At 66.6% G+C, this 21,241-nt stretch carries 17 protein-coding genes; 4 read left to right on the forward strand and 13 right to left on the reverse strand.

The annotated features are described in order from the left end of the window. Both EH231_RS32955 and EH231_RS32960 read right to left on the reverse strand, forming a co-directional pair. The gene (locus EH231_RS32955; RefSeq protein WP_090429616.1) at positions 1 to 762 is read right to left on the reverse strand and encodes an alpha/beta hydrolase family protein; all 762 of its coding nucleotides are present in this window, start codon (positions 760 to 762) and stop codon (positions 1 to 3) included. A gap of 9 nt (positions 763 to 771) precedes the next feature. Further along, positions 772 to 1,041 carry a hypothetical protein gene (locus EH231_RS32960; protein WP_090429618.1) on the reverse strand — a complete coding sequence of 90 codons (270 nt, stop codon included), beginning with the start codon at positions 1,039 to 1,041 and terminating at the stop codon, positions 772 to 774. A gap of 220 nt (positions 1,042 to 1,261) precedes the next feature. Between EH231_RS32960 and EH231_RS32965 the strand changes: the two genes are divergently transcribed. Both EH231_RS32965 and EH231_RS32970 read left to right on the forward strand, forming a co-directional pair. Then, positions 1,262 to 2,155, forward strand: coding sequence for a mycobacterial-type methylenetetrahydrofolate reductase (locus tag EH231_RS32965; protein WP_090429620.1), 894 nt, complete (start codon positions 1,262 to 1,264; stop codon positions 2,153 to 2,155). A 336-nt stretch (positions 2,156 to 2,491) separates the two neighbouring features. Next, a complete protein-coding gene (locus EH231_RS32970; RefSeq protein WP_241178217.1) occupies positions 2,492 to 5,014 on the forward strand; it encodes an AAA family ATPase in 2,523 nt (840 codons plus the stop codon). A 58-nt stretch (positions 5,015 to 5,072) separates the two neighbouring features. On the opposite strand, the gene EH231_RS32975 is transcribed toward EH231_RS32970, so the two are convergent. From EH231_RS32975 to EH231_RS32990, 4 genes are all read right to left on the reverse strand, one after another. Beyond that, positions 5,073 to 5,888 (reverse strand): SDR family NAD(P)-dependent oxidoreductase, encoded by an 816-nt coding sequence (locus EH231_RS32975; protein WP_124714081.1) that lies wholly within the window; start codon positions 5,886 to 5,888, stop codon positions 5,073 to 5,075. A gap of 10 nt (positions 5,889 to 5,898) precedes the next feature. Beyond that, positions 5,899 to 6,303, reverse strand: coding sequence for a nuclear transport factor 2 family protein (locus tag EH231_RS32980; RefSeq protein WP_124714082.1), 405 nt, complete (start codon positions 6,301 to 6,303; stop codon positions 5,899 to 5,901). Between the two features lie 186 nt (positions 6,304 to 6,489). Continuing rightward, on the reverse strand, positions 6,490 to 7,197 hold the full coding sequence (locus EH231_RS32985; protein ID WP_090430720.1) for a fumarylacetoacetate hydrolase family protein: 708 nt from the start codon (positions 7,195 to 7,197) through the stop codon (positions 6,490 to 6,492). A gap of 24 nt (positions 7,198 to 7,221) precedes the next feature. After that, positions 7,222 to 9,051: an acyl-CoA dehydrogenase gene (locus EH231_RS32990; RefSeq protein ID WP_124714083.1), complete on the reverse strand. Its 1,830-nt coding sequence runs from the start codon at positions 9,049 to 9,051 to the stop codon at positions 7,222 to 7,224. A gap of 138 nt (positions 9,052 to 9,189) precedes the next feature. Between EH231_RS32990 and hrpA the strand changes: the two genes are divergently transcribed. After that, positions 9,190 to 13,107, forward strand: a complete 3,918-nt coding sequence (hrpA, locus tag EH231_RS32995) for an ATP-dependent RNA helicase HrpA (protein ID WP_124714084.1) — start codon at positions 9,190 to 9,192, stop codon at positions 13,105 to 13,107. On the opposite strand, the gene EH231_RS33000 is transcribed toward hrpA, so the two are convergent. Genes EH231_RS33000 through EH231_RS33015 form a run of 4 tightly spaced genes read right to left on the reverse strand, consistent with a single transcriptional unit; the run spans position 13,108 to position 17,295 of the window. Next, positions 13,108 to 14,013, reverse strand: a complete 906-nt coding sequence (locus EH231_RS33000; RefSeq protein ID WP_124714085.1) for a fumarylacetoacetate hydrolase family protein — start codon at positions 14,011 to 14,013, stop codon at positions 13,108 to 13,110. It abuts the gene before it with no gap. After that, a complete protein-coding gene (locus tag EH231_RS33005) occupies positions 14,010 to 14,858 on the reverse strand; it encodes an alpha/beta fold hydrolase (RefSeq protein ID WP_124714086.1) in 849 nt (282 codons plus the stop codon). The genes EH231_RS33000 and EH231_RS33005 overlap by 4 nt, the downstream gene beginning before the upstream one ends. Positions 14,859 to 14,906: 48 nt before the next feature. Then, positions 14,907 to 16,130, reverse strand: coding sequence for an acyl-CoA dehydrogenase family protein (locus EH231_RS33010; RefSeq protein WP_420891943.1), 1,224 nt, complete (start codon positions 16,128 to 16,130; stop codon positions 14,907 to 14,909). After that, positions 16,093 to 17,295, reverse strand: a complete 1,203-nt coding sequence (locus tag EH231_RS33015; RefSeq protein WP_124714088.1) for an acyl-CoA dehydrogenase family protein — start codon at positions 17,293 to 17,295, stop codon at positions 16,093 to 16,095. Before EH231_RS33015 ends, EH231_RS33010 begins: the two co-directional genes overlap by 38 nt. Positions 17,296 to 17,354: 59 nt before the next feature. Here EH231_RS33015 and EH231_RS33020 point away from each other — a divergent pair, with 59 nt between their 5' ends. Next, positions 17,355 to 18,491: an FAD-dependent oxidoreductase gene (locus tag EH231_RS33020; protein ID WP_090429640.1), complete on the forward strand. Its 1,137-nt coding sequence runs from the start codon at positions 17,355 to 17,357 to the stop codon at positions 18,489 to 18,491. On the opposite strand, the gene EH231_RS33025 is transcribed toward EH231_RS33020, so the two are convergent. The 3 genes from EH231_RS33025 to EH231_RS33035 form a co-directional block, all read right to left on the reverse strand. Then, positions 18,467 to 18,883 carry a cupin domain-containing protein gene (locus tag EH231_RS33025; RefSeq protein ID WP_124714089.1) on the reverse strand — a complete coding sequence of 139 codons (417 nt, stop codon included), beginning with the start codon at positions 18,881 to 18,883 and terminating at the stop codon, positions 18,467 to 18,469. The genes EH231_RS33020 and EH231_RS33025 overlap by 25 nt on opposite strands. Before the next feature lie 101 nt (positions 18,884 to 18,984). After that, the gene (locus EH231_RS33030; protein WP_420891944.1) at positions 18,985 to 20,280 is read right to left on the reverse strand and encodes an esterase family protein; all 1,296 of its coding nucleotides are present in this window, start codon (positions 20,278 to 20,280) and stop codon (positions 18,985 to 18,987) included. Between the two features lie 65 nt (positions 20,281 to 20,345). Next, positions 20,346 to 21,224: a helix-turn-helix domain-containing protein gene (locus EH231_RS33035; RefSeq protein WP_124714090.1), complete on the reverse strand. Its 879-nt coding sequence runs from the start codon at positions 21,222 to 21,224 to the stop codon at positions 20,346 to 20,348. Positions 21,225 to 21,241 lie beyond the last annotated feature (17 nt).

The raw sequence follows: 21,241 nt of genomic DNA on the forward strand, positions 1-21,241 counted from the left end.
CTATCGCACGCCGAGGTAGGCGTCCGCCCAGGCGCCGATGATCCGGCCGGCGCGTTTGGCCTGCCCGGGCCCGGTCAGCAGGTGCTCGGAACCTTCCAGGGAGACGAAGCTGCGCGGATGGCGGGCGGCCCAGAAGATGTCGCTGGCGTTCTGGATGCTGACGGTGTTGTCGGTCGGGGAGTGCAGGATGAGCAACGGCATCTTGAGGGCCTCGATCTTGTCGCGCAGTTCGGCGGCCCGGACATCTTCGACGAACGACCGCTTGAGGGTCAGCGTCTTGCCTCCGACCATCCACTGGCCGCTGCCCTCGGCGAACACCTGCTCCAGGCACGCGTCGTATTGGTGTTCGACGTGCCCGACGTCGAACGGCGCGCCAACGGTCACTACGGCCCGCACGCCGGGGGATTGCCGGGCCGCGGCGATCACCGCTGAACCGCCCCACGAATGCCCGATCAAGATCTCTGCGGGCGTACCGCGTTCGGCCATGAACGTGCAGGCCTTGATCACGTCGTTGACTTTCACGGTGAACGAACCGTCGCCCCAGTCGCCCCCGGAGTCACCCAGGCCCAGCGCGTCGAAGCGCAACATCCCGATGCCGTCGGCGGCCAGCTGCTTGCAGATGCGCGAGGAGGCCGGAGAGTCCTTGCCGAGCGTGAAACCGTGCGAGAACACCCCCCATCCCCGCACCGGCCCGTCGGGCCGATCGATCACACCGGCCAGCGTCGGGCCGGTCGAACCCGCGAACGTGACGCGCTCACCCATGACGGTGGTCTACCACGGGGCGAGCAGCGCCGCGACAACGCCACGGAGCTCGTCGGCATCCAGTTCGGTGCCGCCCAGTCCGTGCAGGATCAACCGAGACAGCAGATCGTCACCGATGCGCCGGCACCGGTCGGCGATCATCACATCGATGTAGGTGTCGAGCGCGTCGCGCACGTGGGGGTCCCGCGGAGCGTCTGCCCAGCGGGTCATCTGGGGCCAGTCGTGGCGCGGTATCCCGAGTGCGGCGTAGATATCGGGCTGAGTCGCTGAAGTCGTCATGTCCGGACCATTCTCCCGGCCCGGTGCGGCGACCACCCGCCTGGCACGTAGTTAGCCTGGCACCGTATGTAGCCCGAAATGCGGCGTTGAGTGGAGGTACCCGCGCGGTTGCCAGCCCGGCTCCGTAATGTGGAGTCTCCGGCGGAATGCGGGCATCGGTCCGTGACGGGCAATGTGGCCCGCCCGCCGGGTAGGTATGTCGTCAGATGTGGAGCAATAGGTGCCCCTGAACACCATCGCGCTGGAACTCGTCCCGCCGAACCTGGAACGCGGCGTGCAGTACCCGGTCGACGAGGCGCGGAAAGTGCTCGCCCTGGCTGCCGAAACCGGCATCGAAGGCCGGATACAGCACGTCATGATCCCCGGGATGATCGACGAGGACGACGACCGTCCGATCGAGATGAAGCCGCGGATGGATGTCCTGGACTACTGGAACATCCTGCGCCCCGAGCTGCCGGGCCTGCGCGGCCTGTGCACGCAGGTCACCTCGTTCCTGGATCAGGAGTCGCTGGGCAAGCGCCTGACCGACCTCAGCGGGGCCGGTTTCGACGGCATCGCCTTCGTCGGCGTGCCCCGCACCATGAAGGACGGCGAAGGTGAGGGCGTCGCCCCTACCGATGCCCTGTCGATCTATGAGGAGCTGGTGCCCAACCGTGGCGCCATCCTGATCCCGACCCGTGACGGCGAGCAGGGCCGGTTCAACTTCAAGTGCGAGCAGGGCGCCACGTACGGCATGACCCAGCTGCTGTACTCCGACGCGATCGTCGGATACCTGACCGAGTTCGCCAAGGCCACCGATCACCGGCCCGAGATCCTGCTGTCGTTCGGTTTCGTGCCGAAGATGGAGACCAAGGTCGGTCTGATCAACTGGCTCATCCAGGACCCCGGCAATCAGGCGGTGGCCGCCGAGCAGGAGTTCGTCAGCCGGTTGGCCGAACTCGACCCGGCCGACAAGCGCACGGCGATGGTCGACCTCTACAAGCGGGTGATCGACGGGGTGGCCGAGCTCGGCTTCCCGCTGAGCATCCACTTCGAGGCGGCCTACGGGGTGTCGAAGCCGGCCTTCGAGACCTTCGCCGAGATGCTCGCGTACTGGGCCCCGGACCGGGTTTAGTTCTCGGTTGGCGGCCGGCTATGCCAGCCGCTCTCAACACACAGCGGAGCTATTACTTCGCGATGGTGGCGGCCTTGTGTGGGGCAGGTCCGAGAATCTCGCCTTGAGGTACATCGCTCGGCGACTGTCTTGTGGGGCGCGCATGATCCAACAAACCGCGACAAGCGAGAACGCTATCCACGCTGGGACGTGCAGATTGTGTCTTGCGTGTCGGCGTGGCGTCAGCGAGATCATCTACGTTGGGGTAAATATCGATCACCTGATCCCCAAGCGCATTGAGGTGCTGATTTGAATCAACCCGGTGGTGGCACGTCGTCGGTAGTTACCGATCCACGGGTGCTCTTGGCCGAGTGGGCGAACCAGAACGATGAATGGGTACGATTTCTGGTCGCCGAAGTGATCAGCACCGGTCGAGCTATAAGCGACTCAACGATCGAAATGGCCTACCAACTGTTTCGTCAGGAAAAGTCGATCGACAGGCGGGAATTGCCCCCTGTTGGGCTTCTGAGCACCGAAGCTCGACGCGATGAGGCCGTCCCTCCGCTGCTCTTGAAGAAGCTCGGCAATGTGCGTGGCGTGAATGCGCTCGTTGCTGGTGCGGTGATTGAGCCGCATGAAGGACTGACGATCCTGTACGGAGAGAACGGAACTGGCAAGACTGGTTACTCGCGCATTTTTAAGGCGCTGGCAGACAGTCGGACTGCGGACGCAATTCTCGGAAATATCGAGGCAGAGGCCGAGGAAGATCGATCGGCAACGCTCGAGTACACCCTAGGCTCTGCTGCGGAGGTGCTGCAGTGGACTGGTGAACAGGGAGTATCTCCGTTCACTCGGATGTCAATCTTCGACACGCCAGCAGTAAGCACACACGTTGATGAGGACTTGGCTTACGTCTACGTGCCGGCGTCACTCGCCATCTTCAACCACATGGTTGCTGCTATCCAAGCTGTCGTTGCGCGCCTTGATGCTGCGGCGAAATTGCTTCAACCGGGTAACTCCGGTCTGCTAAACCGATTTCAGCGTGGCTCGGCGATATATCCACTCATCGAAACCCTTGGTGCATCGACCGACCTGTCAGATTTGAGGTCTCGGGCCGCCAGTGACGATAGCGTCGAAGGGCGGATTGAAAGCCTGACGCAAGCCGTTGCAGCTCTGAGCGCCAATACAATCAGCGTGCAGATCAACTTGAAGAAACGGGATCGACGGGTCCTTGAAGAAGCTCTGCGGGCAGCAGAATCGCTGCTGCTCTTCGACACAACGGTTTTCAACAATGAGCTGTCCAAGCGGGCGCGGCTTATTGCCGACTACGAGACATTCCGAAGCCAGTTGTTTGCTGCAGCAGATTTGCCGGCGGAGCCGGACGACACGTGGAGCCGGTTTGTAGACGCAGGGGAGGCATATCGGCAGCACCTCGTGGGGCTCGGCGTCCATGACGCCAGCCGTTGTCTGTATTGCCGCCAGCCGATGGGCACGGCGGCGCAGGAGCTGATTTCCCGGTATGCGAGCTACCTCGAGGACAAGATTTCGGCAGACATCCGTGATTCGGATGGCGTGCTGGGCCGACTGGCAAACGCCGTCACGTCGATCCAATCCAATGAGATTGTCAGCTTCATAAAGGAATTCGAGGATCGTGACGACAAGCCCGCGTTCTTCACCTCAATAACGGTGCTGGACGAGCTCAGACGCGCCCTCTTGTCAGCCACTAGTGCAGGCCATCCGGTTGACGCCGATGTTCGGCAGGTAGCGACTGCTGCGAAGACTGTGGTCGTTGCCGCACTCGGAGCGTGTGTTGATGACATCGAGGCGCTCGAGCTTCAGTCTCAGAACCGCGTGCAGGCCCTATCCGACAAGCAGCGGGAATTGCTTGAGTTGAAGGACAGCGCGGAGCTGGCCAAATCATGGCCCCTGATTGAGACGGCCGTGAACAACGCCAAGGAAGTCGATCGGCTTGGCGCACTAAAACGTCCGCTACCGGCGCTTGCGCGAGCTGTCACAGCATTGGCTAAGACGGCCAGCGACGAGTTGATCAACCAGAGCTTCGACACACTTTTTCTGGAAGAGTGTGAGGCGCTGCGCGCCCCAACACTCAAGGTCCAGTTCGTCGGGCGTGAGGGAAAGGCCCAGCGACGCAAGGTGCTAAGCGGCCGTCATAAGCCGTCAAAGGTCCTGTCGGAGGGCGAACAGAAAGTACTTGCGATTGCGGACTTTCTAGCTGAAGCGCGGCTCGCGGGCATCACTGCGCCGATCATCTTCGATGATCCCGTGTCAAGTCTGGACCACCGGCGAGTAAATGAAGTTGCGCAGCGTATAGCGCGCCTTGCTGAGAACAATCAGGTCATCGTATTCACGCACGACGTACTCTTCGCTACTACGTTGCTAGCGCTGTTCGAGACTACGAAACGTTGCGTGTACTACCAAATCACCGATGAGGATGGTAAAGGGAAGGTTACCCACGCGACGGGCCCGCGTTGGGACACGCTGAGCGGGATCAGAGGGAAGATCAATTCAATTATTCAAGCGGCCAAGGGGCAAGATGGCGAGGCGCGTGACGCGCTTGTTAGGGCTGGTTACGGCTGGCTCCGATCATGGTGCGAGGTGTTTACCGAGACTGAGCTTCTGCAGGGTGTCACGCAGCGATACCAGCCTAATGTCGGGATGACCCGCCTGCCGAAGATCAACACCAGCAAGCTCGGCACGATCGTCCCTGTGCTGACTGAAGTTTTCGAGGAAGCGTGTCGCTATATCGACGGCCACTCGCAACCTTTGCCAACGCTAGGTGTCAGTCCGACCGTCGGAGGGCTGGAGCAACATTGGGCGCAGCTTCAAGATTTGAAGAAACAAAACGACGGACGAACGTGAGAGAAAGTCGAGCGCAGTTGTCGGGTTTCTGACGGCATCAATACAGAAAGGTCATTCGTTAGTTCTCACCCATCGCCGCGGTGACCGCCTGTGCGATGAACCGCACGGCGTCGTTGCGACTGACCGAGGCCATCAGTTGTGCGGCGGCCTGGGTCTCGGGGCCGACCAGACACGTCGGTCCCTCAGCGAGGTTGGCGAACGCGGCCGCCACCACGTCGTCGGCGGCGGCTGCCCCTGATGGGGTGCGGTCCGTGGATTCGATCCGGCCTCGTTCGTGCTCGAGCCTGCGCAGTGCGGGGGTGTCGGTCTTGCCGAGGATCAGCCCGAGCACATCGACGCCCTCGTCGTGCAGTTCGGTCCACAACGCCTCGGCGAACACCATGTCGAAGGCCTTGCTCGCACCGTAGGCCACCATGTTCGGGCCGCCGGCGAATCCGGCGCCCGACCCGAAGATGATGATGCCGCCGCGGCCCCGGTCCACCATCGGCTGTGCGTAGTGGTGGCACAGCTGCATCGGCACCATGCAGTTGCGCTGCACCAGTGATTTGGCGTCCGAGAGCGGCCCGGACAAGAACGGTGCGAACTTGGGATCGGCGCCCGCGCAGTACACCAGGAAGCCGATGTCCAGATCCGCGGTCGCCGAGATCACCTCGTCGGAGGCCCCGGGTGCGGCCAGATCGATTGCCAGCGTGCGGGTTCGCACCCCGGTGCGGGCCGCGATGCCTGCCGCGACGTCATCGAGGACGGCCTGGCGCCGGGCCAGCAGTGCCACGTTGAGGCCGCGCCGGGCCAGCTCCTCGGCCATCGCCGAGCCTACCCCGTCGGAGGCCCCGGCCACGAGTGCCCACGGCCCGTACTTGTCCGCGAACTGCATTGACATCTCCCTAGACAGCTGTGACTCGGACCGGGGTGAACTGCCGTCGTGCGATGCGCCAACCGTCGGCGGTGCGCACCAGTTCGTCATCGTAGAAACCGACTGCGTTGACGCCGGAGTTGTTGTCGGCAGCCATGATCAGTCCATCGACATAGGTCCGCGCCGTGGCCGCATCGCCATCGACGGCGACGGTGTGGTTGCTCAGCCGGTGCATGGTGTGCCCGGCGATCGCGTGGGATCGATCCATGAATTCGGTGACCGCGTCCACTCCGTTCCATGCGCCGATCTGGCCGTAGTCCAGCACGCAGTCATCGGTGAACACGGTCCGGAACAACGGCCAGTCCCGCCGGTCGATACCGGTCGCGTAGCGGATCAGCACGTCGACGATGTCCAGGCGGTCTTCGTGGTTGGTCATGCGTGATCTCCGTTCGGATGCGCAATGATTCGGGCCAGACGCCGACCGTAGAAGTGTTCAGGCTGCCGACGGTCCGCGGCAGCGGCGTGCGTACCGTGGTCGGCGAGAGCGACCAGTGCACGCAGGTGGCGCACACTCGACCTCCATACCTGGAGCGTATCGGGCTTCGCCGGTGCAAACGGTGGGTCAGGCGTGCCGCCGATCGGCTGAGCCGACCGTGAAGCTGAACTCCGCAACCCCGTCGACGCCACCGGACACCACATCGCCGGGTTGCATCGGACCGACCCCGGCCGGGGTTCCGCTGTAGATCAGGTCTCCGGGAGCCAGGTCGACGGCAGCCGAGATCGCGCTGATGACCTCCGGCACCGACCAGATCAGGTCCTTGAGGTCACCGTGCTGCTTGAGCTCGCCGTTGACCCGCAGCCAGATCTCGCCGCTGTCGGGGTGACCGACTTCGCCGACCGGATGGATCGGGGTGCACGGGGCCGATGCGTCGAACCCCTTGGCCCAATCCCAGGGCCGGCTGAGTTTCTTGGCCTCGTCCTGCAGATCGCGCCGGGTCAGGTCGACGCCGACACCGTAACCCCAGACCAGGCCCAGCGCGTCGTCCGGTGCCACGTCGCGGCCACCGGCACCCAGCGCCACCACGAGTTCGATCTCGTGGTGAAACGACGAGGTCAGCGACGGATAGGGGACCGTGCCCTCCGCATCGATCACGGCGTCGGCCGGCTTCATGAAGAAGAACGGCCGGCGGCCGGGGTCCTTGCCCATCTCACGCGCGTGGGCCGCGTAATTGCGTCCGACACAGAACACCCGTCGCACCGGGAAGCGTTCAGGCCCGGTGCTCACCGGGAGCGAAGCCTGCGGTGGGAGTGGGATCACGAAGTCGGCCATGGGAACCATCTTCCCCGGCCGGTGTCAGAACGCGTCGTTGTCCAGTCGCATGACCTCGTCGTCGACCGACTCGACAACCTCGCGAACAGCTGTCAGCAGCGGCAACATGTTGTGCGCGAAGAACTTCGCCACCGCGATCTTGCCTTCGTAGAACGGCCGGTCGCGGTCGGTCGCGGTCGCCAGCGCGGTCTGGGCGACCTGCGCGCCGACCAGCAGGCGCCAGCCGATGAGCAGATCGCCCACCGCCAGCAGGAACCGCACCGAGCCGAGGCCGACCTTGTACAGCTGCTCGGGCTGTTCCTGAGCGGCCATCAGGTAGCCGGTGAGCGTGGCCGCCATCGACTGCACATCGGCCAGCGCAGTGGCCAGCCGCGCGATCTCGGGTTGAAGCCCATCAGTGTTGGCCTCGATCGTCCCCGAGATCTGGGCCGCGAGGTGAGCCAGCGCTCCGCCCTGGTCGCGGACGATCTTGCGGAAGAAGAAGTCCAGCGCCTGGATCGCGGTGGTGCCTTCGTAGAGCGAATCGATCTTGGCGTCGCGGATGTACTGCTCGACCGGGTAGTCCTGCAGGTACCCGGACCCGCCGAGGGTCTGCAGCGATTCGGTCAGGATCTCGTAGGCCCGCTCGGAGCCGACACCCTTCACGATCGGCAGCAGCAGATCGTTGACGCGGTGCTCCAGGCCGGCATCGGCGCCCGAGACATGTTGCGCCACCACGGAATCCTGGTGCGCGGCGGTGTAGAGGTACACCGACCGCAGGCCCTCGGCGTAGGCCTTTTGCGTAAGCAGGCTGCGTCGCACATCGGGGTGCTCGATGATCGCGACCCGCGGTGCGGTCTTGTCGGTCATCTGGAGCATGTCCGAACCCTGGATGCGGTCCTTGGCGTACGCCAGCGCGTTGAGGTAGCCCGTGGACAGGGTGCCCGCGGACTTCACGCCCACGGTCATGCGGGCGTTCTCGATCACGCGGAACATCTGCGCGATGCCGTTGTGCACGTCGCCGACGAGATAGCCGACGGCCGGGGTGCCGTGCGCGCCGAAGGTGACCTCGCACGTCGGCGACGACTTGATACCCATCTTGTGCTCGACCCCGGTGACGAACACGCCGTTGCGCTCCCCGAGTTCGAGGGTCTCCGGGTCGAAGTGGAACTTCGGGACGTAGAACAGGCTCAGCCCCTTGGTGCCCGGCCCGGCGCCCTCGGGGCGGGCCAGCACGAGGTGGAAGACGTTCTCGGCGGTGTCGCCGACCTCGCCGCCCGAGATGAAGCGCTTCACCCCGTGGATGTGCCAGGTGCCGTCGGGCTGCGAGATGGCCTTCGTGCGCCCGGCGCCGACATCGGATCCGGCATCGGGCTCGGTCAGCACCATGGTGCCGGCCCAGCCCTTGTCCATGCTCATGCGCGCCCAGCGCTGCTGCTGTTCGGTGCCGACCTCGGCCAGGGTGTGCGCCATTGCCGGGCCCAGACCGTAGAAGAACATCGCCGACGGGTTGGCGCACATGATCATTTCCTGGATGGCCCACACCAACGACGCGGGCGCCGCTGTGCCGCCTGCGTTCTCGGCGAGGCCGATGCGCCACCACTCGGCGTCCTTGACGGCCTGCACGGTCTTGGCGAGCGGTCCGGGCACCGTGATCTCGTGGGTGGCGGGATCGAACTCGGGCGGGTTGCGGTCGCCGTCGGCGAACGATTCTGCGACGACACCTTCGGCAAAGCGGGCGACCTCGTCGAGCATGGTCTGTGCGGTCTCGGTGTCGAGGTCACCGAAGGCGCCCGAGTCGAGGACCGGACCCAAGCCGAGAACCTGGAAGAGATTGAATTCGATATCGCGGACATTGGCGATGTAGTGAGCCACGATGGGCAAGCGTCGACGAGGCCCGATGGGGTACGCAAGCGTAGGTTGCAGCAACCTACGGCTACGGAACCGGAGGTTGCCAGCTCCGCGCGGGATGTGAGCTACATCACATTTGCTCGTGCACCTATCCTTGACCGAGTGTCCGAACCGTCAGTCGCCGAGCTGCGCTCCCGTCTCGACGACCTGACCATCCGCGACGCGGACCGGCTGCGCCGGCGCCTGCGCAATCTCCGCGGCACCGAGCCGGCCCAGATCGAGAAGATCGCCGAGCAGGTCGCGGCAGCGGAAGGCCTCGTGCTCACCCGTCAGGCCGCCGTCCCGGTCATCACCTATCCGGACCTCCCGGTCAGCCAGCACCGCGATGAGCTGGCCAAAGCCATCAGCGAGAACCAGGTGGTCGTGGTCGCCGGTGCGACGGGCTCGGGCAAGACCACGCAGCTGCCCAAGATCTGCCTGGACCTCGGTCGCGGGATCCGCGGCACCATCGGCCACACCCAGCCCCGCCGGCTCGCGGCGCGCACGGTCGCGCAGCGCATCGCCGACGAACTCGGCACCCCGCTCGGCGACGCAGTCGGCTACACCGTGCGCTTCACCGATCAGGCCAGCGATTCGACCCTGATCAAGCTGATGACCGACGGCATTCTGCTCGCCGAGATTCAAAGAGACCGCCGGCTGCTGCGCTACGACACATTGATCCTCGACGAGGCGCACGAGCGCAGCCTCAACATCGACTTCCTGCTCGGCTACCTGCGCGAGTTGTTGCCCCGCCGTCCCGACCTCAAGGTCATCGTCACCTCGGCCACCATCGAGCCGGAACGGTTCGCGGCACACTTCGGCGGTGCCGAAAATGGGCTCAGGGGCGATGCTCCGATCGTCGAGGTGTCGGGGCGGACCTATCCCGTCGAGATCCGGTACCGGCCCCTGGAAGTCACGGTCAGCAGTGAGGACGACGCCGAGGATCCCGACGACCCCGACCACGAGATCGTCCGCACCGAGGTCCGCGACCCGACCGAGGCCATCGTCGACGCGGTCCGTGAACTGGAAGCCGAACCGCCCGGTGACGTGCTGGTGTTCCTGTCCGGTGAACGCGAAATCCGGGACACCGCAGAGGCATTGAAGGACCTGCGGAACACCGAGGTGCTGCCGCTGTATGCCCGACTGCCCACCGCCGAACAGCAGAAGGTCTTCCAGCCGAGTCGCAACGGCCGGCGAATCGTGCTGGCCACCAACGTGGCCGAGACCTCACTCACCGTGCCGGGCATCCGCTATGTCGTCGACCCGGGCACCGCGCGGATCTCCCGCTACAGCCGTCGCACCAAGGTGCAGCGCCTGCCGATCGAGCCGATCTCGCAGGCCTCAGCCGCCCAGCGGGCGGGCCGCTCCGGGCGTACCGCGCCCGGCGTCTGCATCCGGCTGTACTCGGAGCAGGATTTCGAATCCCGGCCCCGCTACACCGATCCGGAGATCCTGCGGACCAACCTGGCCGCCGTCATCCTGCAGATGGCTGCCCTGCAACTCGGTGACATCGCCGAGTTTCCGTTCCTCGACCCGCCGGATGCCCGCAGCGTCCGCGACGGTGTGCAGTTGCTGCAGGAACTCGGCGCGTTCGACAACGCCGGCGCACTGACCGACGTCGGACGACGGCTGGCCCGGCTGCCGCTCGACCCGCGGGTCGGGCGGATGATCCTGCAGGCCGACACCGAGGGCTGCGTGCGTGAGGTGCTGGTGCTGGCGGCCGCGCTGTCGATCCCCGATCCGCGCGAGCGCCCGGCTGACCGGGAGGACGCGGCGCGGCAGAAGCACGCGCGGTTCGCCGATGCGCATTCGGATTTCATCTCATACCTCAACCTGTGGAACTACCTGCGGGAGCAGCGAAACCAGCGTTCCGGCAGTGCTTTCCGGCGGATGTGCCGAGAGGAGTTCCTGCACTACCTGCGGATCCGGGAGTGGCAGGACCTGACCGGCCAGCTGCGCAGCATCGCCCGCGACATCGGGATCCGCGAGGGTGACGAGCCTGCCGAGCCGGCCAGCATCCACGCCGCGCTGACCGCGGGCCTGCTGTCCCACGTCGGGCTGCGTGAAGGGGAGTCCCGTGACTACGCGGGCGCGCGCAACTCCAAGTTCGTGCTCGCGCCGGGCTCGGTGCTGACGAAGAAGCCGCCGCGCTGGATCGTGGTGGCCGACCTGGTCGAGACCAGCCGGCTGTTCGGCCGCATCGCCGCAAAGGTCGAACCCGAGGCGATCGAGCGGGTGGCCGGACATCTGGTGCAACGCAACTACAGCGAGCCGCACTGGGAGGCCAAGCGGGGCGCCGTGGTGGCGCTCGAGCGGGTCACGCTCTACGGGCTGCCTCTGGTTCCGCGCCGGAAGATCGGATACACCGAGATCGATCCAGAGCTGTGCCGGGAGTTGTTCATCCGGCATGCGCTGGTGGAGGGGGACTGGCAGACCCGGCACCACTTCTTCCGCGACAATGCCCGGCTGCGGGCCGAACTCGAGGAGATCGAGGAACGGGCCCGTCGGCGTGACCTGCTGGTCGGCGACGACGACATCTACGCCCTCTATGACGCCCGCATCCCGGCCGGCATCGTGTCCGCCCGTCACTTCGACGCGTGGTGGAAGAAGCAGCGGCACAAGACACCTGACCTGCTCACCTTCACCCGTGACGACCTGCTGCGATCCGAGGACGGTGCGGACAATCCCGACACCTGGCAGACCGGCGATCTCGAACTGCCGCTGACCTACCGGTTCGAGCCGGGGGCCGCCGACGACGGCGTCACCGTGCACGTGCCCGTCGGCGTGCTGGCCCGGCTCGGCGGTGACGGCTTCGCCTGGCAGGTACCGGCTTTGCGGGAGGAACTGGTCACCGCCCTGATCAAGTCACTGCCCAAGGATCTACGGCGCAACTTCGTCCCGGCTCCCGACACCGCGCGCGCCATCCTGGGTGACATCGATCCGTCCGCGGGGTCCCTGCTGGACGAGATCCAGCGAGAACTGCGCAGGCGCAGCGGCATTCTGGTGCCGATCGACGCGTTCGATCTCAGCAAGGTCCCTGACCATCTGAGGATGACGTTCGCCGTGGAGTCGGCCGACGGCAAAGAGGTGGCCCGCGGCAAGAACATCGACGCGCTGCGCGAGCAGCTGGCCGTGCCCGTTGCCCAGGCCGTGGCCGAGGCGCTGGGCGGCGACCTGGAACGCACCGGTTTGCGGGCTTGGCCCGAGGACCTCGACGAGCTGCCGCGCACAGTGGAGAACGTCAGCGGCGGGCACACCGTGCGCGGATACCCGGCCTTCGTGGATACCGGAAAGGCCGTCGACATCAAGGTGTTCGCGAACCCGGCCGATCAAGCCGCGGCGATGCGCCCCGGTCTTCGCCGGTTGTTGCGGCTGACCGCGCCGTCCCCGGTCAAGGCGATCGAACGGGGACTGAGCACCCGGACCCGCCTGGCGCTCAACGCCAATCCCGACGGCACTCTGGCGGCGCTGCTCGATGATTGCGCCGATGCGGCCGCTGATGTGCTGGTTCCCAAACCGGTGTGGACGAAGGCCGAGTTCGCCGGCGTCCTGGCCAGGGCCGGCAAGGAACTCGGCCCCACCACGCAAGCCGGGGTGAGCCGGGTCGAGAAGGTGCTGGCCGCCGCGCACGAAGTGCAGGTCGCGCTGCCTGACAAGCCGTCACCCGCCCAGGCCGATGCGGTCGCCGATATCCGGTCGCAACTGGACCGCCTGTTGCCCAAGGGTTTTGTCACAGCGACCGGCATCGCGCGACTGAACGACCTGACCAGATACGTCACCGCGATCACCCGCCGGTTGGAACGGTTGCCGCAGGCACTCGGTGCCGATCGGGAGCGGATGTCGCGTGTGCACGCCGTCGAGGATGCCTATGACGAACTGGTGCAGGCGCTTTCGCCGGGCCGCGCGGCGGCTGCTGACATCCGGGACATCGCGTGGCAGATCGAGGAGCTACGGGTCAGCCTGTGGGCCCAGCAGCTCGGCACGCCACGGCCGGTCAGCGAGCAGCGCATCTACAAGGTGATCGACGCTGTCGTCAAGTAGTCAGGCGATGGTGTGTTCGATGCGGCCGATGTCGTCCAGGGTCAGAGTGAGGGTGTCCCCGGGGCGCAGCCAGTGCCCCGTCTCCATACCGCTTCCACCGGGGAGTGTCCCGGTGCCGAAAAGTTCACCGGGATAGAGCGGTTCGCTGCGTGACGCGTGCGCCAGCACCTCACCCAGGCTGTGCTGCATCCCGGCGCTGTCGACCGTGCTGACCACCGCCCCGTTGAGCGCGACGGAACCGGTGAGGGAATTGATCCGGAGCAGGATCTCATCGGCGGTGACCGCGGTGTCCGACATCGAGCTCGCGAAATGCTTGGACTTCTGCGGCCCGAAGCCGCTGAGCATCTCCGGGCGCTGCACGTCGCGGGCGCTGAAGTCATTGAGTACCACGAATGCGCCGATGGCCCCGGCCGCTTCCTCAGGTGTCGCGTTGAACAACGGTGCGGCGAGGACGAATCCGATCTCCAGCTCGAAGTCGAGTGCCTGCGAATAGTCCGGTATCGCAACCGGCGTGCCGGTCGGGACGAAGGTCTGAGCGTTGGACATGTAGTAGATCGGCTGCTGGTAGAACAGCGGCTTGGGCTTGAACTGCGGCACCGGGCGGCCGGTCACGCGCTCGTACAGCGACTTCACCCGGTACAGGCCGGGATGGAAGCGCCTGACCAGCCCGCGGGCGGCGTCGACGTTGTGCTGTTCGTACAGCATGAAGTCGCGGAACGACAGCGGCTGGAACGGCAGCAGATGGTCGCTGTGCTGCAGTTGACGGTCGGCCGAGGCAGCGAGCCACGCGTCGTCGAATACCCGGCCGCCGAGCGGTGTGAGGTCGGAATGCGCAGTCCAATTGCCATCGGAATCAAGCGTTTCCACGCTCAGTCCGGTGGCCGTGCGGACACGACGCAGCTTCACTGGGCACATCCGAGTTGCCTGCGCAGGAACGCGGTGAGGTACCGTGCCACCACGTCGGGTTGCTCGAGCCAGGGCCAATGGCCGGTCCCGGGAATCGGCTGCACCTCACAGTTCCGGAAGATCCGGCGGTAGTCGTCGGTTTGTGCGAACGGCACGTAGCGGTCATCGGCACCCCACACCACCAGGACGTCGCCTGAGTATTCGGCGAGCCGATCGACATAGGGCGCGAGGGCATTCGGGCCAGTGGACCGGTACAGCTTCAAGACCGCATCGGGTGTACCACGGGCGAACATGTGCTCGGCGATCGATTCCAGCGCATCGGCCGGCAGCCCCGGGTCCCGCATGGCGAGCACGCGACGTAGGACGGCCGGGTTGCCGATCCGCGACAGGGCCTCGGCCAGCACGGGTGTCCGCCACAGCTTGGCGGCGAAGTGGTTGATCACCACCGGGGCGTTGATCAACGTGATGCTGGCGACCGAGTCGAGATGGTCGGCGGCCCACGCGAGTGCCCAGGGCCCGCCGAAGTCATGCGCGACCAGATGCACGCGTTCGACGCCGAGCTGGTCGAGGATCGCGTCGAGGTGCGCCGCGTAGGCAGCCACGGTGTACGGCCACTGGGCCGGCTTGTCGGCCGCGCCGAATCCCGGCATCTCCGGAGCGATCACCCGCGCGAAACCGGCGACCGGCGTCAGCAACCGGTCCCACTTGGCCCCGGCATTGTTGCCGTGCACGAACACCACTGCTTCTGGTGCTTGTTGCTGGTCGGGGCCTGATGGACCGGCAACAAGCACCGGCGACCGCACCCCGTCGACAGCCAGCGTGCGGAGTTCGGCAGCGCTGTCCATCAGCGGGATTTTACGGTCGCGCAACGCTTGCCGCGCGTTTTCAACCGATCATGGCGTACCCGTGGCCACCCACGGCACGCGCTCGGCCTCCACGTCGTCGAGCACCAGTTCGGCCACCCGCGACCGGTGGGCCTCCGCACTGCCCAACAGTGCGGCATCGGTGGTGGCCCGCTTGAAGTACAGATGCGCCTGGTGCTCCCAGGTGAATCCGATCCCGCCGTGCACCTGGATGGTGTCGGCAGCAATCTTCGCGAACGCCGCCGATGCGGTGGCCTGGGCGATGCTGGCCGCCAGCGCCGGGTCGTCGGTGCCGTCGGTCAGTGCCCACGCCGCGTGATAGGTCGCCGAGCGGGCGTGCTCGAGATCCACCAGGCAGTCCGCCAGCCGGTGTTTGACGGCCTGGAAGGAGCCGATCTGCCTGCCGAACTGCAGCCTCGATTTCGCGTATTCCACCGACAGATCCAGCAGATGCTGTGCGGCGCCGACCTGTTCGGCGGCCAGCAGTGCCGAGGCCACCTGGAATGCGTGGGCGATGACGCGATCGGCCTCGTCCGTGCCGGCCACCAGTTGGGCGGGCGCAGCGGTCAAGACGATGGTGGCCTGCGGCCGGGTGAGGTCGAGCGTGGTCAGCGGGTTGCGCTGCACGCCAGGGCCCGTCGCCTCGACGGTGTACAGAGCCACGCCGTCGGGTCCCGTGGCCGCCACCAGCAACACGTCGGCGGCATCGCCGTCCACGACGCGCTCGACCGTGCCGGTGAGTGTCCCGTCCTCGGCGACAGTGACATTCACCGCCGCGGGATCGAATGCGCCGGCCCGATCCGGGACCGCGAACGCCGCGGTGCGGGTGCCTTCGGCGAGTGAGCCGAGGAGTTCGCCGCGCACCGGACCGGCCGAGGAGGCGACCAGCGCCGGGATCGAGAGCAACACGGTGCCGAACACCGGGCCGCACGCCAATGCCGCGCCGAGTTCCTCGACCGCGATGGCCTGGTCGACGAGCGTGCCGCCGGCTCCGCCGTCGGCCTCGGGAACCGCCAGACCGAGCACGCCGAGCTCGGCGCCCAACCGCGCCCACACCGACGGATCGAACCGGGGTTCGGACTCCATCAGGGTCCGCACGGTCTGCTCGTCGAAGTTCTCGGCACAGAACTTGCGGACCGCCGTCCGCAGCTGGGCCTGTTCGTCGGTGAACCTGAACTCAGAATCAGCCACATCTCTGGGTTGATCCGCAAGCTTCTCAACCACGCGGGATCTCCTTCCACGGCATACCGGCATCGGCCCGCAGATCGCCGGGCAGCCCGAGGATCCGTTCGCCGAGAATGTTGCGCATCACCTCTGAGGTGCCGCCTTCGATGGTGTTGGCCTTGCTCCGCAGGAAGCGCTGCTGGATGGGGCCGCGCCAATCGGTGCTTTTCTCGTCGTCATCTCGATCGCCCGTCCCGTACCCGTGATACAGGATCCCTTCGGGCCCAAGAAGATCCATGCACCACTGGTAGATGTGCTGGTTGAGCTCGGCGCCGACGAGCTTTCCGATCGACCCTTCGGGACCCGGCCCACCGACGGTGGCGGCCGCACGCGAACGCTCTGCGGTCAGGCGCTGAGCCTCGGAGCGCAGCCATAGCCGGGTCAGCCGATCCCGCAGCACCGGGGTGCGCAGATCCGGGCGTGATGCCCACAGTGCCACGGCATCCGAGATGGTCCCGGCGCCGCGACGGTTGCCGCTGCCGCCGAGCGCGCTGCGCTCGTTCATCAGCGTTGTCATCGCGACGTTCCAGCCGTTGCCGACCTCCCCGAGCCGATGAGCATCGGGGATACGGGCGTCGGTGATGTACACCTCGTTGAACTCGGCCTGGCCGGTCATCTGCCGCAGCGGCCTGGTCTCGACGCCCGGCCCGTGCATGTCCAGCACGAAGTACGTGAGGCCTTTGTGTTTGGGCACATCGGGATTCGAGCGGGCCAGCAGCAGACCCCAGCGCGCCCGGTGCGCCAGGCTGGTCCACACCTTCTGACCGTTCAGCACCCACTCGTCACCGTCGCGAACCGCGGACGTGGCCAGCCCGGCCAGGTCCGATCCCGCACCCGGCTCGGAGAACAGCTGGCACCAGATGTGCTCGGTACTCGCCAGCGGGCGCAGCCACGACTTCTTGAGCTCGTCGGACTGAGCGTGTTCACGCACCGTCGGTGCGGCCATGCCGTAGCCCATCGGATTGAGGCCCAACGGTATGGGGCCGCCGGCGCCCTGCAGGATGCGGTCGGCCACGACCTGCAGACCGCGCGACACCCCGAGACCGCCGAGGCCCTCGGGGAAGTGGACCCAGGACAGGCCCGCGTCGTAACAGGCGGCCAGGTACTCGGGGATCGGGACTTTCTTGGGGTCGTGGTCGGCCACGACCCGGCGGGCGAGGTCGGAGACCCGGTCCGCATCAGCGACGCTGCTCATCCAGCCACGATAGGGAAAGGGATTCAGCGGCCCGCGCGCGGGCGGTAGCGTCACCGGACATGGACCGAAAGCGCGTGGTGATCGCCGGCCTCGGTGACACCGGCGTGCTCACCGCGATCCGGTTGGCACGCCGGTTCGACGTCGTCGGTATCTCGGTGAACCCCGGACTGGTCAGCGGTCAGGAGCTCGGCACGCGGCTGGCCCGGCCCGATGACTGGGCACGCGATTACTGGATCGGCTTCGACCGGTTCCGCGAACTCGATCGCGTCCGCACCGTGCACGGCGCGCTCACCGGCGCCGACTTCTCGGCCCGCACGGTCAGTGTCCGTGAGGCCGACGGCAACGAGCGGGTGGAACCCTACGACGCGCTGGTCATCTCCACCGGTGTGACCAACGGCTTCTGGCGACGAGCCGTGCTGCAGTCCGTGGGGGATGTCGATACCGGGCTGCGGACCGCGCACGAGCGGTTGGGCTCGGCAGGGTCGGTCGCCGTCATCGGCGGCGGCGCGGCGGCGGCCAGCAGCGCGGCCAACATCGCCCTCCGGTGGCCGGCCACCCGGGTAGGCCTTTACTATCCGGGCGAACACCTTCTGCCACAGCATCATTGGCGGGCCCGCAAGCGGGTCGAAGACAGGTTGGCCGCGGCGGGCGTGACACTGCACCCCGGACATCGAGCGGTGGTGCCCGAGGGCTTCGACTGCGCGGCCATCACCTCCGAACCCGTTCACTTCAGCGGCGGCCAGGCTCCGGTGCAGGCGGATGCCGTGCTGTGGGCCATCGGCCGGGTACGGCCCAACACGGCCTGGCTGCCCGCGGACATCCTCGATGAGCGCGGGTTCGTGCGGGTGACACCGGAACTGCGGGTGCCGGGGCACGACAGTGTCTTCGCCGTCGGCGACGTGGCTGCGACCGACCCGCTGCGCTCCTCGGCCCGCAACCGGGCCGACGGGCTGTTGGCCCGGAACGTGAGCGCCTACTTCACCGGCGGCCGCATGCGCGGTTACCGTCCGCCGGCCAGCCGGTGGGGATCGGTACTGGGTGTGCTGCCCGACGGGCTGGAAGTGTTCGCACCCAACGGGTTTGCGTTCCGATTCCCGTCCTGGTCGATCGACCGGGTGCTGCAGCCATGGATCGTCCGCCGCGGCATCTACCGTGGCGTGCGGTCCGACGATCAGTACATCGTCACCAACGGCTGATCGACGGGCACCACGTAGGTGGACAGCATCAGGGTCCGCACGGTGCCGACGTTGTGTGCGTTGTGGACGACGCCGGGCGGGATGAGGAACGGGTCTCCCGAATGCAGGTGCTGGGTCGGCCGATCGTCGAACACCATGTCCACGTCTCCCTGGACGATATAGCCCACTTCCGGCCCCGGATGACTGTGGCGGCCGGACTCCTTGCCGACCGGGATCTCGAACCTGGTCTGGACGATCTCGAATCCCGGCGTGGGAGCGGCGGAACGCTGGAGCTCGGTGCGCGATACGCCCGCGGTCGGGTCATCGGCGAGCGCGGCCGGGGCGGTGATCAGAGCTCCGGTCGCGGCGGTGCTCACGGCGAAGGCGGCCAGGACGAGACGTGTGCGTGTCATGCCTCCATGGCACCCGTCTCAGCTCATCGAGTCCAACGATGCTTTTCGATGACAGTCATCTGTATCGGTGATGACTCCCGCACGTGTTAATACGCGATCCGCTACCGCGGCAGTGCGACGGGCACCGTCTGCAGGCCGGGATATACCGGGGCGGGCGCAGCCGGTGCCGGAACCACACCCGGTACCCCCGCCACTCGGGGCACCCCGGCCACTCCGGGGACCTGGCCGGGTACGGCCGGTGCCGCGGGGGCTGCCGCAACTCCGGGGACCTGGCCGGGCACCGGAGCGAGCTGGCCCGGCACGGCTGGAATTGCGGGGGCTGCCGCAACGCCCGGTACCTGGCCGGGCACCGGCGCGACCTGTCCGGGCACTCCTGGTGCCGGAGCCGCTGGTGCAGGCGGAGCAGCCGCCGCTGCCGCGTTCTGGCTGAGCACCCGCAGCAGGTCAGGTTTCATCTGCTGCAGCTGCGATCCCCAGTAGTTCCAGTTGTGGGTGCCGTTCGGCGGGAAGTCGAACTTCGCGTTGCGCCCACCCGCGGCCACGTACTTCTGCTGGAACTCCTTGTTGGAGTTGATGGTGATGTTCTCCAGGAACTGTGCGCTGTACAGGGTGCCGAAGTTGCCGCCGGAACCGTCCAGTTCGGAGGGAACGCCGTTGCCGCAGTACACCCAGATCGCGGTGTTGTTGGCCACCAGCCGGTTGATGTTGACCATCGGGTCGTTGCGACGCCAGGCGGGGTCGTTGGAGATGCCCCACATGTCGGTCGAGTTGTAGCCGCCGGCATCCTTCATCGCGAAGCCGATCATGGTGGGCCACAGGCCTTGTGACGGATTCAGGAACCCGGACAGGGCACCGGCGAAGATGAACTGGGCGGGATGCCAGATCGCCAGGGTCAGCGCCGCGCCGCCGGACATCGACAGTCCGACGACGGCGTTTCCGGTCGGCGCCACGTCGCGCTTGGCGGCCAGGTAGGCCGGGAGTTCCTGGGTCAGAAAGGTTTCCCACTTGTAGGTGGTGGTGCCCGCGCTGCCGGCCGCAGGCCGGTACCAGTCGCTGTAGAAGCTGGACTGCCCGCCCACCGGCATGACGACCGAGATGCCTGAGTTGTAGAACCACTCGAACGCGGCGGTGTTGATGTCCCAGCCGTTGTCGTCGTCCTGGGCGCGCAACCCGTCGAGCAGGTACAACGCGTGTGGACCGCCGCCCTGGAACTGCACCGTGATATCGCGGCCCATCGCGGCTGAAGGGACCTGCAGGCGTTCCACCGGTAGCCCGTCGCGCGAATACGCCGCAGCGGTCGGAGCCGGTCCGGCCATCACCAGTGCCGGCAACATCAACCCTGCCATCGTCGCGGCTGCCACGCGGCGCGACATCCGACCGAACATTCTCAGTCTCACACCGGCACGCTAACAACGCCTGAGCAGCGCCTACTGGGGCCGCGCCTGGCGTAACCCCTCCGTTATCAAGGTGATTCGGTTCCGATGCCGGAGGGGCCGGATCGGCGCCACTCGCGCGGTGACCGGCCGTGCGTCCGCCGGAACTGGCGGCTGAAGTACCCAGGGTCGAGCATCCCCACCCGTGCGGCGACCTCGGCCACTGAGAGGTCGGTATCGCCGAGCAGGGCACGAGCCCGACTCATCCGGCGCTCGTTGATCCACTCGCCGACCGTGCGCCCGGTCCGTCGGCGCACCAACGTGGTGAGATGACCCGCTGTCATTCCGACCTCGTCGGCGACGTCGCGCAACGACAGCGGCTCCGACAACCTGCGGTCGATCGCCGAGAACACCTCGGCCAGTAGCGGCTCTCCACTGCGCCGTAGGCCGCTGACCACATCGTCGGCGAGACGCGCCAGGTCGATGAGCAACAGGGTCAGATGGGCCAGCGTGGCTTGGCGATAGCCCTCGCACCGGCCGGTCAGCTCCGCCTCGATCGATCGGATCGTGCTGTCCCAGAGCGGCTGCCGATCGGCGGGTATGTGCAATTGCAGTAATCCGCCGGACTTCCCGTGGATGAACGGGAACAGCAGGGGGTGGGCCTGCCAGGTGGGCCATGGCGCGCCGGTGTCGTCGCCCAGCGCGGTGGGGTCGAAGTACACGCCGATCCCGTCGGACTCGGTGGTCAGTGGACGGGGGTCGATCACCTCGCCCGCTGACACCACGTAGACCACCCCTTCGGTCGCCACGTACCAGAGCACCGGGAAGTCGTGGATGTGCGGACGGTGCTCGGGGATGTCGGCGCGGCGGCCCCGGGTCACCGAAACCGGCGGCGCGTCGCGGTCCGTCCAGTACCGGTAGACGGGGACGCCATCGCGGTGGCGGACCAGTCGAGACACGTCGGACATGAAACCAAAGATAATCC

Origin of the sequence: Mycolicibacterium nivoides (genome assembly GCF_003855255.1) — a bacterium.
GTDB lineage: Bacteria > Actinomycetota > Actinomycetes > Mycobacteriales > Mycobacteriaceae > Mycobacterium > Mycobacterium nivoides.

Bases quoted from the DNA above. Each gene is read 5' to 3' on its own strand.
- EH231_RS32955 (WP_090429616.1), bottom strand. From the start codon at position 762: ATGGGTGAGCGCGTCACGTTCGCGGGTTCGACCGGCCCGACGCTGGCC.
- EH231_RS32980 (WP_124714082.1), bottom strand. From the start codon at position 6,303: ATGACCAACCACGAAGACCGCCTGGACATCGTCGACGTGCTGATCCGC.
- EH231_RS33035 (WP_124714090.1), bottom strand. From the start codon at position 21,224: ATGTCCGACGTGTCTCGACTGGTCCGCCACCGCGATGGCGTCCCCGTC.
- EH231_RS33020 (WP_090429640.1), top strand. From the start codon at position 17,355: ATGGACCGAAAGCGCGTGGTGATCGCCGGCCTCGGTGACACCGGCGTG.
- EH231_RS33005 (WP_124714086.1), bottom strand. From the start codon at position 14,858: ATGGACAGCGCTGCCGAACTCCGCACGCTGGCTGTCGACGGGGTGCGG.
- EH231_RS33025 (WP_124714089.1), bottom strand. From the start codon at position 18,883: ATGACACGCACACGTCTCGTCCTGGCCGCCTTCGCCGTGAGCACCGCC.
- EH231_RS33010 (WP_420891943.1), bottom strand. From the start codon at position 16,130: ATGCCGGTATGCCGTGGAAGGAGATCCCGCGTGGTTGAGAAGCTTGCG.
- EH231_RS32975 (WP_124714081.1), bottom strand. From the start codon at position 5,888: ATGCAGTTCGCGGACAAGTACGGGCCGTGGGCACTCGTGGCCGGGGCC.
- EH231_RS32960 (WP_090429618.1), bottom strand. From the start codon at position 1,041: ATGACGACTTCAGCGACTCAGCCCGATATCTACGCCGCACTCGGGATA.
- EH231_RS33015 (WP_124714088.1), bottom strand. From the start codon at position 17,295: ATGAGCAGCGTCGCTGATGCGGACCGGGTCTCCGACCTCGCCCGCCGG.
- EH231_RS32985 (WP_090430720.1), bottom strand. From the start codon at position 7,197: ATGGCCGACTTCGTGATCCCACTCCCACCGCAGGCTTCGCTCCCGGTG.